11 protein-coding genes and 2 riboswitches are annotated in these 12227 nt (G+C 72.0%); of the genes, 7 read left to right on the top strand and 4 right to left on the bottom strand.

What is annotated here, in order from left to right:
- Nucleotides 1-5: 5 nt before the first annotated feature.
- A riboswitch (cyclic di-AMP (ydaO/yuaA leader) is annotated at nucleotides 6-175 on the bottom strand.
- 121 nt (nucleotides 176-296) lie between these two features.
- Nucleotides 297-500: riboswitch (cyclic di-AMP (ydaO/yuaA leader) on the bottom strand.
- A gap of 480 nt (nucleotides 501-980) precedes the next feature.
- Nucleotides 981-2012 carry an NlpC/P60 family protein gene (locus ACQPXG_RS15825; protein WP_433468440.1) on the bottom strand — a complete coding sequence of 344 codons (1032 nt, stop codon included), beginning with the start codon at nucleotides 2010-2012 and terminating at the stop codon, nucleotides 981-983.
- A gap of 186 nt (nucleotides 2013-2198) precedes the next feature.
- The gene (locus ACQPXG_RS15830; protein ID WP_433468441.1) at nucleotides 2199-3464 is read right to left on the bottom strand and encodes an NYN domain-containing protein; all 1266 of its coding nucleotides are present in this window, start codon (nucleotides 3462-3464) and stop codon (nucleotides 2199-2201) included.
- 291 nt (nucleotides 3465-3755) lie between these two features.
- On the opposite strand from ACQPXG_RS15830, the gene ACQPXG_RS15835 reads away from it, so the two are divergent.
- The 3 genes from ACQPXG_RS15835 (at nucleotide 3756) to ACQPXG_RS15845 (ending at nucleotide 6695) form a co-directional block, all read left to right on the top strand.
- Nucleotides 3756-5561, top strand: coding sequence for a DEDD exonuclease domain-containing protein (locus ACQPXG_RS15835; RefSeq protein WP_433468442.1), 1806 nt, complete (start codon nucleotides 3756-3758; stop codon nucleotides 5559-5561).
- 4 nt (nucleotides 5562-5565) lie between these two features.
- Nucleotides 5566-6315, top strand: coding sequence for a rhomboid family intramembrane serine protease (locus ACQPXG_RS15840; RefSeq protein ID WP_433468443.1), 750 nt, complete (start codon nucleotides 5566-5568; stop codon nucleotides 6313-6315).
- A 92-nt stretch (nucleotides 6316-6407) separates the two neighbouring features.
- Nucleotides 6408-6695, top strand: a complete 288-nt coding sequence (locus ACQPXG_RS15845; RefSeq protein WP_132199018.1) for an Lrp/AsnC family transcriptional regulator — start codon at nucleotides 6408-6410, stop codon at nucleotides 6693-6695.
- Here ACQPXG_RS15845 and ACQPXG_RS15850 read toward each other — a convergent pair.
- Both ACQPXG_RS15850 and ACQPXG_RS15855 read right to left on the bottom strand, forming a co-directional pair.
- Complete coding sequence (locus ACQPXG_RS15850; RefSeq protein WP_433468444.1) at nucleotides 6692-7390, bottom strand: cache domain-containing protein; 699 nt, start codon at nucleotides 7388-7390, stop codon at nucleotides 6692-6694. The two genes, ACQPXG_RS15845 and ACQPXG_RS15850, sit on opposite strands and share 4 nt — an antisense overlap.
- Before the next feature lie 17 nt (nucleotides 7391-7407).
- A complete protein-coding gene (locus ACQPXG_RS15855; protein WP_433468445.1) occupies nucleotides 7408-8124 on the bottom strand; it encodes a FadR/GntR family transcriptional regulator in 717 nt (238 codons plus the stop codon).
- A gap of 79 nt (nucleotides 8125-8203) precedes the next feature.
- On the opposite strand from ACQPXG_RS15855, the gene ACQPXG_RS15860 reads away from it, so the two are divergent.
- The 4 genes from ACQPXG_RS15860 to ACQPXG_RS15875 are packed head-to-tail and all read left to right on the top strand — an operon-like array spanning nucleotide 8204 to nucleotide 12213.
- On the top strand, nucleotides 8204-9238 hold the full coding sequence (locus tag ACQPXG_RS15860; protein ID WP_433468446.1) for an ABC transporter ATP-binding protein: 1035 nt from the start codon (nucleotides 8204-8206) through the stop codon (nucleotides 9236-9238).
- 49 nt (nucleotides 9239-9287) lie between these two features.
- Nucleotides 9288-10496: an ABC transporter substrate-binding protein gene (locus tag ACQPXG_RS15865; protein ID WP_433468447.1), complete on the top strand. Its 1209-nt coding sequence runs from the start codon at nucleotides 9288-9290 to the stop codon at nucleotides 10494-10496.
- Nucleotides 10493-11407 (top strand): ABC transporter permease, encoded by a 915-nt coding sequence (locus tag ACQPXG_RS15870; protein ID WP_433468448.1) that lies wholly within the window; start codon nucleotides 10493-10495, stop codon nucleotides 11405-11407. The genes ACQPXG_RS15865 and ACQPXG_RS15870 overlap by 4 nt, the downstream gene beginning before the upstream one ends.
- Nucleotides 11407-12213 (top strand): ABC transporter permease, encoded by an 807-nt coding sequence (locus ACQPXG_RS15875; RefSeq protein WP_433468449.1) that lies wholly within the window; start codon nucleotides 11407-11409, stop codon nucleotides 12211-12213. The genes ACQPXG_RS15870 and ACQPXG_RS15875 overlap by 1 nt, the downstream gene beginning before the upstream one ends.
- Nucleotides 12214-12227: the final 14 nt, after the last annotated feature.

Here is a 12227-nt window from a genome sequence, read left to right on the forward strand (position 1 = left end):
GGTTCTCCTCGGCTTCCATGCCGCCTACCGGGTTAGCTGACGGGTTCGGGCATGGAAGGCGCCCTACGGCCCGCGGGCAGGCCGATTCACCCCGAAGAAGGACACAGTGGGTCCCCGGCTCCGCGCCCGCCGCGCATGCGCGCAGGACGGTCCGCGGACTCGGCGGTGACGTGCACGGGGCACGCCGGTTCGGATGGGGGGCTCGGCGGGCGGGGGCGCCCGCGGAGCGCAGGGGGTGGTGGGGCGTGGCCGCACGATGGGCGGCCACGCCCAGGTAACGCTGCGGAATTCACTCCTTCGCTTCTTCCAGACGCCTACCGGGTTAGCTGACGGGTTCGGGCGTGGAAGTAGCCCTACGGCGGGCTCTCACCGGAACGGGGCCGGGAGAGTCGCACCGATTCACCCCGGGTGCCGGAACCACCCGTCCAGGGAGGTTCCCCGGACTCCGGCCGATGTGGGTCCCCGGTTCCGCGCTGAGGCGGACTCGGCGCTGCCGCTGCGATCCTGGGGGCGAGATGGGGCCCGGCGCGGGACCTGTCTCCCGCGTGCGAAAGAGCGGCGCCTGTGTTGTGTGCGGACGGCGTCCCCGTCCCGGGGTCCGTCCGGGGCCTGACCCGTGAAGCCGTGGCAGCGCTCTCAGCGCCATGCACGCTGTGGGCGTGCGCACGGTGGGCCGGGCCGGCCATGGGTCTGCGTGCAGACCCACGCGGCACTCTCCGGTGCCGCGGAACGGCACGTGGATCGCGCCGTCCTGGGGGAGCGGCGCGTGGCTCGCGCCGCCGTCACGCGGCCGCTGGATGCGCCGCGTGTGACCGAAGCGCCTGGTGGGCGCCGCGGGGCCATGGCGCATGGGGAGCGCCGTGAGTGGTGACAAGGTACCAAAGCCCCAACAGAAGGCAAACCCCCCCAAAATCAACAACGGACCAGGTCAAGCCCGGTCCGTTGTTGATGGAAGCCCCGTGCGGGGCCACGGTGGGGCGTCAGGGACGCCCGGCGCCGTAGTAACTGCCGTGGCCGTCGACGGACGAGATCTTCACGACGTCGCCGGTGTGCGGGGCGTGGATCATCTGCCCGTTGCCGATGTACATGCCGACGTGGCCGAGGCCGCTGAAGAACACGAGGTCGCCGGGCTGCAGGTCTGCCTTGTCGACCCGCTTGGTGGCCGCGAACTGGGAGTTGGTGGTGCGGGTGATGTTGACGCCCGCGGCGGCCCACGCCTTCATCGTCAGGCCGGAGCAGTCGTAGGTGTTCGGACCCGTGGCGCCGTACTCGTACGGCTTGCCCTTCTGGGCGAAGGCGAAGTTGAGGGCCACACGGGCCGAGCCGCTGGCCGGGCCGTTGTAGGAGCCGCCGGTGGGGCCCGAGCCGCTGGGCGTCCCGCCGCCGAGCCGGCGCACCAGAGCCTTCTGCTTGGCGACCTGCTTGTCGAGCTCCCGCTTCTGCTTCTTCAGGTCGTCCTGCTTGGACTTCACCTCGTTGTAGGAGGTCTTGGCCTGGGCCTGCTCACGGCGGAGCCGCTGGGCGGTCGCGAGGAACTGGGTGAGCTGGGAGCTGCGCTCCTGCGAGAGGTGGGAGAACACGGCGGCCTGGTCCAGGATCGCCTGCGGGTCGTTGCTGCCGACGAAGCCCGTCACGTCCGTCGAGTCGCCGTTCTTGTAGGCGGCGGCCGCCATCTTGGCGATCGCGGAGCGCTGCTCCTCGAAGGTCGCCTGCTCCTGCTTGCTCGCCTTGGTCGCCGCGTCGAGCTTCTTCTTGGCGACCTTGAGCTTCTCCATGTTCTGGTTGTACTGCTCGACCTTCTGGTCCATCTGGTCGTTGAGCTTGTCGAGCTTCTTCTGGGCCTGCGCCCTGGTCGGCTTGGGCTCGGCGTGCGCCACCACCGGGGCGGAGGCCAGGGAGACCGTCACGGTCAGGCAGGCGACGGCCGCCAGGCGACGGGAGACGCCTCGGGTCGCCGAGCCGCCCCTCCGGTCACGCTCCTGCGCTCTTTCCCCGATGAGATCATTGGCCACGGTCGGTCTCGCCCCTCTCGTCCACGACGTCAGCGGACGACACTAGCGACGGGCAACAGCTGCCACAACCGATTCGTCACTCTTTGATTGACATCCTTGGACATTGTCCACTTTTCGTGACGTCATGATCACTTAATGCGAGGCTTCCCTTATGACAGCCTTATGAGGGTCTTATGACCGGCGGCCCTAGGACCGGCCCAGCCGGCGCAGCAGGAGCGAGGACGGGCAGGGGCGCGCGTTGGCGCGCCGCGCCGCGTCGGCGACCTCCCGGTCGGACGACACCACCACGACGGACCGGCCCGGCGGCTCCGCCCGCACCAGCTCGCCGATCAGCTCGTCCGCGGTCTGCCCGGGCCGGCTGAACAGCACCCGGACGCCGCGCGGCGCGGCGATGGCCACCGGCGCGTCCAGCTCCGCGCCGTCGAACACGCACGTCACCTCGGCGCGCGTCTGCGCGGCCAGGCCGCCGAGCCCGGACAGCAGCCGGTTGCGCTGGTCCGACAACGGCAGCTCGCCGTACCCGGTCTTCGTCACGTTGTAGCCGTCCACCACCAGATGCACCTGCGGCAGCGTGAGCAGCCGGTCGAGCAGCTGCGGATCGCTGTCGGACAGCGCCCGGCCGGGGAGCGCGCGATGCGCCGGCCGGTCCGGCTCCGCCCCGCCGACCGCGTCCGCGGGGCGGCCGATCGTGGAGGGCAGGGCCAGCTCCCGGCGGACGCCCTGCGCCGCGTCCATGAGCGCGTCGAGCAGCATCCGCAGCCGGACGTCGTCGACGTTGCGCCCCTCGCGCGCGGCCCGCTTGGCGGCCTCCGCGGCGGCCTCCGCCTGCACGGCGCGGGCGCGCAGCCTGCGCAGCTCCTTCTCGGACGCGGCGGTCGACTCGCGCGCGGCGGCGAGCTCCCGCTCGGCCTCCGCCGCGACCGCGCCGGCGCGGTCCTCCGCCGCCCGGTACCGGGTGCGCGCCTCGTGCAGCTTGCGGCGCAGCTCCGCCACCTCCGCCTTGGTCTCGCGCAGCTCGCCCCGCAGCTTGTCCAGCTCGGCGCCGCGGGCGGAGCGGGTGGCGGCCAGCTCCTCCTTCAGCGCGGCGACGCGGCGTTCGGCCGCCTCCTCCTCGGACGCGGTCGCGGAGCGTTCCAGCTCCTCGCGGGCGGCCTCGACGAGCTCCGTCCAGCCCGCGGGGCGCAGCAGGTAGGCCAGCACCGCGACGCGGACCGGGTCGGCGGCCGGCGGCACGTCCCCGCCCTCGACCGCCTCCACCAGGTCGGCCTGCGCCGCGCGGAGCGGCTCGGCGACCCGCCGGCGGAACCCCGCGTCCTTCTCCAGCACCGCCGCGATGTGCTGGCCCGCGAGCTTGGCGCGCTTGCGGCGCTCGAACCGCGCGAACCGGCGCAGCGGCACGGGGACCTCGTCCGGGGGCAGCGACCCGATCAGCTCGGCGGCGACCTCCACCACGCCCTGCCGCACCGCCTCGGGCAGCGGGCGGCCGAGCTTCTCCGCGGACTCCGCGCCGCCGGGGGTCGCTTCGGGGCCGCTGTCGATGATCCCGCTCCTTCCGGGCTGCGCCGCCGGTGGGCTGTGTGTTCCCGAGCGCTCTGCGCCTTAACCAGGGCGAACGTCGTGGTCGGACGGTTCGCGCCGGGTTCCCCCGTGCCGCCCCGTGGCCCCCGCCCGGCGGGACGTGCCGGCGCACCCCAACCCTAGCGGCCCGGGGTTCTGTCGGTGGGGTCCTCTACGGTCGCGCACATGACGGCTGCGCACGGTGTCCAAGGGGCCGGTGTACAGGGAACCCTGGACGACCTCGGCACCCCGCTCAGCGAGGTCACCTTCGTGGTGGTCGACCTGGAGACGACGGGCGGCTCGGCCGCCGACTCGGCCATCACCGAGATCGGGGCGGTCAAGGTGCGCGGGGGAGAGGAGCTCGGCGAGCTCGGCACGCTGGTCGATCCGGGCGGGCCCGTCCCGCCGTTCATCACCGCGCTGACCGGCATCACCACCGCGATGGTGACCGCCGCGCCGCGCATCGAGTCGGTGCTGCCGGCGTTCCTGGAGTTCGCCCGCGGCTGCGTGCTGGTGGCGCACAACGCCTCGTTCGACATCGGCTTCCTCAAGGCGGCGTGCGCCGCGAACGGCTACGCCTGGCCCGCGTTCCCCGTCGTCGACACCGTGGACCTGGCGCGGCGCGTGCTGTCCCGTGACGAGGTGCCCAACTGCAAGCTCGGCACGCTGGCGCGCTTCTTCCGGACGTCCAACGAGCCGACGCACCGGGCCCTCGCCGACGCCCGCGCCACCGTCGAGGTCCTGCACGGCCTGATCGAGCGGATCGGCTCGTTCGGCGTCACCTCGCTGGAGGAGATGCGCGGCTTCGCCAAGGCCCCCACCCCCGAGCAGCGCCGCAAGCGCCACCTCGCCGACGACGTCCCGTCCACCCCGGGCGTGTACCTGTTCGAAGACCACGAAGGCGAGGTGCTGTACGTCGGCAAGAGCGGCGACCTGCGTTCGCGCGTCCGCAGCTACTTCACCGGCTCCGAGACGCGGTGGCGGGTCCGCGAGATGGTCGGCCTCGCCGAGAACGTCCGGACGATCGTGTGCGCCACCGGGCTGGAGGCCGAGGTCCGGGAACTGCGGCTGATCGCCGAGCACAAGCCGCGCTACAACCGCCGCTCCAAGTTCCCCGAGCGGGCGATCTGGCTGAAGCTCACGGTGGAGCCGTTCCCCCGGCTGTCCATCGTCCGGGAGTGCCGCGCCGACGGCGCCCGCTACCTCGGGCCGATCTCGTCGCGCCGGCAGGCCGAGGAGGCGCGCGCAGCGCTGCACGAGGCCGTCCCGCTGCGGCAGTGCACCCAGCGGCTGACGCTCCGGCTGATCGAGCGCGGCAAGACGCGCGCGTGCGCGCTCGCCGAGATCGGCCGCTGCGGCGCGCCCTGCGACGGCCGCGAGTCCGCCGACGCGTACGCCGTGCACGCCGGGACGGCCCGCTCGATCATGGAGGGCGACGTCCGTCCCGTGGTGGCCGCCGCGCAGGTGCGCATCGACCGGCTGGCGTCCGAGCTGCGCTACGAGGAGGCGGCCGCCCAGCGCGACCGGCTCGCCGCGTTCGTCCGCGCCGCCGCGCGCGGGCAGCGGCTCGCCGCGCTGGCGCGGCTGCCCGAGCTGGTGGCGGCCCGGCCCGCGTTCGACGGCGGGTGGGAGCTGTCGGTGGTGCGGTACGGCCGGCTCGCCGCCGCAGGGACCGTCCCGCCGAACGCGCGCCCCCGGCCCTATGTCGACGCCCTGGTCGCGACGGCCGAGACGGTGTTCCCGCCGTCGGGCGAGGCGCCCGGCGGCGTCGCGCTCGGCGCGCCCCCCTCGGCGGGCGCCACCGCCGAGGAGATGGAGTGCGTGCTGCGCTGGCTCGACCTGCCGGGCGTCCGCCTGGTCGAGGTCGACGGCCCGTGGACGTGCCCCGTGCACGGCGCCGAGGGCCTCCGCGAGTGGATCGACAAGGCCTACGAGAGGCCGTTCGAGCGGCGGGAGCCGTCCCACTCCAGGCCCGGCCGCCCACTAAGGTGACGACGTGGCCCTGCCTCTCTATGACAGCCAGCCGGCGCGGCGCGTCCCCTGGGTGACCTACCTGCTGATCGCCGTCAACGTGGTGGTCTTCCTGCTCACCCCGATGTCGAACTTCGCCGCCTGGTACGGCGAGGGCAAGGTCCGCGAGTGCAAGGCCGCCGAGTTCACGTTCGAGTACGGCGCGGTGCCGAAGGAGCTGACGACCGGCGACCGGCAGCCGCTGCCGGCCGACGTCGTGCACGACTGCGGGCCCGCGAACTACGGCAAGGCCCCCTGGACGTCGGCGTTCACCTCGATGTTCCTGCACTCCGGCGCGCTGCACCTGCTGGGCAACCTGGTCTTCCTGTTCGTCGTCGGCATGGGCGTGGAGGACCGGCTCGGCCGCTGGCGCTACCTGCTCGCCTATCTCGTGTTCGGCCTGGTCGCCGTCTACGGGTTCGCGTGGACGTCGCCCGACTCCACCGTCCCGCTCATCGGCGCGTCAGGGGCGATCGCCGGGGTGATGGGCGCCTACGTGATCCTCAACCCGCGGGGCCGCGTGGTCAGCTGGGTGCCGCCGGTCATCGTGATCCGGCTGCCGGTGTGGGTGGTGCTCGGGTACTGGTTCGTCCTGCAGTGGCTGTCGCTGGGCGACGAGAAGAGCAACGTCGCCTACACCGCGCACATCTACGGCTTCGTCGCCGGCGTCCTGTTCGCGCTCCTCGCCCGCCGCGCCGGCCCCGCCCGCCGCCTCGCGGCCCTGAGCCGCGGCTGAGCGGTTCTCGCGGCGGCCGGGGGTCGTCCCCTCAGAGTGACGCGAGCGGGCCCCGGTAGGGTCGGAGTGTCCGATTCCCAGGGGAGGGTGAAGTGGTCACTGCGATCGTGTTCGTCAAGGCCGACGTCGCGCGCATCCACGAGGTGGCCGAGACGATCGCCGCGCTGGACGGCGTGAGCGAGGTGTACTCCATCACCGGCGACCACGACCTCATGGCGATGGTCCGGGTGCGCCGCCACGAGGAACTGAACGACGTCATCCCGGGCCGCCTCAACAAGGTCCCCGGCATCGTCGGCACCGAGACCCACATCGCGTTCCGCACCTACTCCCAGCACGACCTGGAACAAGCCTTCGCCCTGGGTCTTCCTGATGCCGACTAGCCCGCCGCTGTGACTACGGAGAGGGAGAGGTCTCCGCAGGGGCGGACGGCGTGGCCGGGGGTGCCGCGGTAGACGGCGCCGGGGGGCCAGCTGGCGCTGTTGGAGGCCATGACGCGGCCGGGGGCGTTGACGACGAACGCGGGGGCGGGGATCTCCCGCAGCGCCGGGACGACCTCGTTCTCGAACGTCCGGGCGAACACGTCGGCGGCGGCGACGCCGACGAACGTCCCGGCGACGTGCACCGGCACCGACAGTGTGAGGACGTACTCGTCGCTGCACAGGTAGTCGACGTACGGGCCGCAGACGGTCTTCTCCGCGCCGCCCTCCGGGCCGGTGAACCACTCCCAGCGCGTGTAGTCGTACAGGGCGCTGCTCTCGGGGTTCAGGTCGCGCAGCAGCTGGGCCGGGCGGCCGGCCGGGCCGGTCTGCCACCACTCCAGGTACCAGGCGGCGTCGGCGAGCAGCCCGGGCGCGGCGATGAACCCGAGGCCGCAGATGAGCGGGCCGAGGCGCGCGAACAGCAGCGGGCGCAGCCGTTCGAGGTCGGCGCGGACGGGGGCGCGGCCGGTGCGCCGGACGTCCTCCAGGCACCGGGCCGTCGCGTCGCGCACCTGGGCCACGGTCGTGAAGACGCCGTCCAGGGTGGCGCGGACGTGTGCGGCCGCCGCGCCGACGGCCGGGGGATCGGTGGACATGGGTCCCCCTCGGGGTCTCAGAGTGCGAGCCGTCGCTCAATCAGACGTTCTACCGCATTCAGGACGTGACTTTCGGCCACATCGCGAGCTCGGGCGTCGTCGGCGCCCTCGATCGCGTCCACGATCCCGGCGTGCTCGGCGTCGACGCGGCCGCGCCGGTCGGGCAGGTCGTGCACGGCCCAGATGAGCGGCCCGATCTCGGCCTGCAGCCGGATCTCCTCCCTGGTGAGCCGCCCGGACTGGGACGCGGCGGCGACCTCCAGGTGGAGCCGGCCGTCCAGCCGGCACATGCCGTCGCCCGGCTCCGTCCCCGCCATCTCCTCCAGGGACCGGTGCAGCCGCCGGACGTCGCCGGGCAGCGACCGCGCCGCGGCGAGCCGCGCGGCGGCGCCGGCGATGGCGGCGTAGTGGTCGCCGAGGTCGCGGAGCTCTTCAGCGCTGAGCGAACGCAGCCGCTCGTCGAGGTCGAACTGCCTGGCAGGAGCCCTGACGAAGCTGCCGCCGCCGCGTCCGCGGCGGGTCTCGATGAGGCCCTGCTGACGCAAGGCCATCAGCGCTTCGCGTAGTGTGACCGTTGATACACCGAGATGTCCCGCCAGGTCGGTCTCGCTCGGCAAATGCTCGCCGTCGCCGAGGAGACCGAGCGCGATCGCGTCGCTGAGCCGCCGGACGACCGCGTGCACCCGCGCGGTGTTGTCGACCGGAGCGAACACGACGCGGTGCGCGCTTTCCATGGGCCCCCTCCCGGTATTGACACAGTGATACCGGAACATCACTTGAACTGAAACCTATGACTCCATATGTTTTCGTGTCATGCCGGCTTCAGCGGTGAGGATCCGCGATCTGCGCAAGACCTTCGGCACCGTCGAGGCGGTGGCGGGCGTCGACCTCGACATCGGGGACGGCGAGTTCTTCTCGATGCTCGGCCCGTCCGGGTCCGGGAAGACGACCGTGCTGCGGCTCATCGCGGGCTTCGAGCGGCCCACCTCCGGGACGGTCGAGCTCGGCGGCAGGGACGTGACGGGGCTCGCCCCGTTCGACCGCGACGTCAACACCGTCTTCCAGGACTACGCGCTCTTCCCGCACATGGACGTGCTCCGCAACGTGGAGTACGGCCTGAGGGTGCGGCGGGTGCCGAAGGCCAAGCGCCGTGAGCGGGCGCTGGAGGCGCTGCACAGCGTCCGGCTCGACGGCCTCGGGTCGCGCCGTCCCGGCGAGCTGTCGGGCGGCCAGCGCCAGCGGGTCGCGCTCGCGCGCGCCCTGGTGAACGAGCCGAAGGTGCTGCTGCTGGACGAGCCGCTCGGTGCGCTCGACCTGAAGCTGCGCGAGGAGATGCAGGTCGAGCTGAAGAGCATCCAGCGGCGGGCCGGCATCACGTTCGTGTTCGTCACCCACGACCAGGAGGAGGCGCTGACCCTCAGTGACCGCGTCGCCGTGCTCGACCGCGGCCGGGTCCAGCAGGTCGGCACGCCCGCCGAGGTGTACGAGCGTCCCGCGACCGAGTTCGTGGCGGGCTTCGTGGGGACCTCCAACCGGATCGGCGACGTCTGCGTCCGGCCGGAGAAGATCCACGTCGACACGGGGGACGGCGCGGACACGGCGGGCGGGCCGGGCACGGGAGACCGGCAGGCGCGCGGGACGGTCGCCGAGGTCGTCTACGCGGGCGCGGTGACCCGGTTCGTCATCGATCTGGAGTCGGGGGACCGGGTCGTGGCGCTGCAGCAGAACCTGCGCACCTCCTCCATGGACGTGATGGGCCACCGCGGCGCGCGCGTCCGGATCAGCTGGCACGAAGCACACGAGTTCCATGTCTCGGGCACCGGCCCCGCGCCGGCGCCCGCTTCCTGAACCAACCCCGCAAGAATCTCCGAAACCCCCGAAAAATAAGGAGTTCCCCATGTGGTCCACGCGCATGGCGCTCGCCGCGACGGCGACGCTGGCGATCGGACTGACGGCCGCCGCCTGCGGCGGCGACTCGGGCGACAAGGCGACCGCCGCCGGGCAGGGCGGCTTCACGGTCCCCAAGGTTCCGATGCAGCAGTCGGTCGGGCAGGGCGAGGGCCAGGTCAACCTGGTCGCCTGGGCCGGGTACGCCGAGGACGGCTCCAACGACCCCAAGGTCGACTGGGTCACCCCGTTCGAGAAGCAGACCGGCTGCAAGGTCAACACCAAGGTCGCCGGGACGTCCGACGAGATGGTGACGCTGATGAAGACCGGCGAGTACGACGCGGTCTCCGCCTCCGGTGACGCGTCGCTGCGGCTGATCGCCTCCGGGACGGTCGCGCCGGTCAACACCAAGCTCGTCCCGAACTACGCCGACGTGTTCCCCGGCCTGAAGATGAAGCCTTGGAACTCGGTGAACAACGTCTCCTACGGCATCCCGCACGGCCGCGGCGCGAACCTGCTGATGTGGCGCACCGACAAGGTGAAGACCGCCCCCGACTCGTGGGGCGCGGTGTTCGACCCGAACTCCCCGTACAAGGGGAAGGTCACCGCGTACGACTCGCCGATCTACATCGCCGACGCCGCCCTCTACCTGATGTCGGCCAAGCCCGAACTCGGCATCAAGAACCCGTACGCGCTCGACCAGAAGCAGTTCGACGCGGCCGTCGGGCTGCTGAAGACCCAGAAGGGGCTCATCGGCGAGTACTGGTCGGACTACACCAAGGAGGTGCAGGCGTTCAAGAGCGGCGACTCCGTCCTCGGGACGACGTGGCAGGTCATCGCCAACCTCGCCCAGGCCGAGAAGGCGCCGGTCAACGTGACGCTGCCCAAGGAGGGCTCCACCGGCTGGTCCGACACCTGGATGGTCGGCGCCAAGTCCAAGCACCCCAACTGCGCCTACAAGTGGTTGGACTGGATCGTCTCCCCGAAGACGAACGCACAGGTCGCCGAGTGGTTCGGTGAGGCCCCGGCCAACGCCAAGGCGTGCGCGGAGACCTCGGACAAGAAGTTCTGCGACACCTTCCACGCCACCGACGAGAACTACTTCTCCAAGGTGCACTTCTGGACGACGCCGATCGCGCAGTGCCTCGACGGGCGCACGAACGTCAAGTGCGTCGACTACTCCAAGTGGACCCAGGCGTGGACCACGATCAAGGGATGACCGTCACCGCCAAGGCGGGCGGGACGGACGTCCGCCCGGCGCCGGGTCCCCGGCGCCGGGCGGCGGCCCTGCTGCACCGCCGGCCGCGGCTGCGGCTCTCGCTGCTGCTGTCGGCGCCGCTCGCCTGGCTGGTCGTCGTCTACCTCGGGGCGCTCGCCGCGATCTTCCTGACCGCGTTCTGGTCGACCGACGTCTTCACCGGCGAGGTCGTCCGGCAGTTCACCCTCTCCAACTTCCAGACGCTGCTGGACGAGCCGGTCTACCGGACGGTGGCGCTGCGCAGCCTCGGCGTCGCGGTGGCCGTCACCGTCATCGACACCGCGATCGGGTTCCCGATGGCGCTGTACATGGCCAAGGTCGCCAAGCCGAAGTACCGGCCGTACCTGATGATCGCGATCCTGGCGCCGCTGTGGGCCGCCTACCTCGTCAAGGCGTACGCGTGGCGCGTGATGCTGTCGCAGGGCGGCCTGGTCGACGAGGTGCTCAAGCCGTTCGGCCTGTCCGGCCCGGGCTACGGGCTGACGGCGACCGTGCTGGTCCTGTCCTACCTCTGGCTGCCCTACATGATCCTGCCCGTCTACACGGGCCTGGAGCGGCTCCCGGACTCGCTGCTGGACGCGTCCGGCGACCTCGGCGCCCGGCCGCTGCGCACGTTCCGCACCGTGATGCTGCCGCTGGTGTTCCCGTCCCTGGTGGCCGGGTCGATCTTCACGTTCTCGCTGTCGCTCGGCGACTACATCACCGTGAAGATCGTCGGCGGCCGGAGCCAACTGCTCGGCAACGTCGTCTACGACAACATCGGCGCCGCCAACAACCTGCCGTTCGCGGCGGCGGTCGCCACGATCCCGGTGGTGGTCATGCTCGGCTATCTCGCCGCGGCCCGCCGCACCGGCGCCCTCAGGGAGCTGTGATGACCCTCTCGCCGGCCGCGCGGATCGCGCTGCGCGTCCTCATGGCCTTCGGTCTCGCCGTCATCTACGTCCCGCTCCTCGTCGTGCTGATCAACTCGGTCAACGCGGACAAGACGTTCGGGTGGCCGCCGTCCGGGTTCACCGGGCGGTGGTGGTCGCAGGCGCTGGAGAACGAGGGCGCCCGGCAGGCCGTCCTCACCAGCGTCAAGGCCGGGCTCGGCGCGACGGCCGCCGCCCTCGTGCTCGGCACGATGGCGGCGTTCGCGGTGGCGCGGTACCGGTTCTTCGGGCGGGAGACCGTCTCGCTGGTCGTCGTGCTGCCGATCGCTCTGCCGGGCATCGTCACCGGCATCGCGCTCAGCAACGCCTTCCAGGTCGTGCTGAAGCCGCTCGGGATCGGGCTCGGCCTGTTCACCGTCATCGTCGGGCATGCGACGTTCTGCGTCGTCACCATCTTCAACAACGTCCTCGCCAGGCTCCGGCGGACGGGCTCCAGCCTGGAGGAGGCGTCGGCCGACCTCGGGGCGGACACGTTCCAGACGTTCTGGTACGTGACGTTCCCGGCGCTCCGCTCGGCGCTGCTCGCCGGCGGGCTGCTGTCGTTCGCGCTGTCCTTCGACGAGATCATCGTGACGACGTTCACGGCCGGCCCGGGCGCGGAGACGCTGCCGATCTGGATCTTCAACAACCTGTTCCGCCCGAACCAGGCCCCGGTCGTCAACGTCTTGGCCGCGGCCCTGATCGTGCTGTCGATCATCCCGATCTACATGGCCCAGCGCCTCTCCGCCGGCGCCCAGAGGGTCTGACCGCTCCGATCGCG

Source organism: Spirillospora sp. CA-128828, assembly GCF_050945415.1.
Taxonomy (GTDB): domain Bacteria; phylum Actinomycetota; class Actinomycetes; order Streptosporangiales; family Streptosporangiaceae; genus Spirillospora.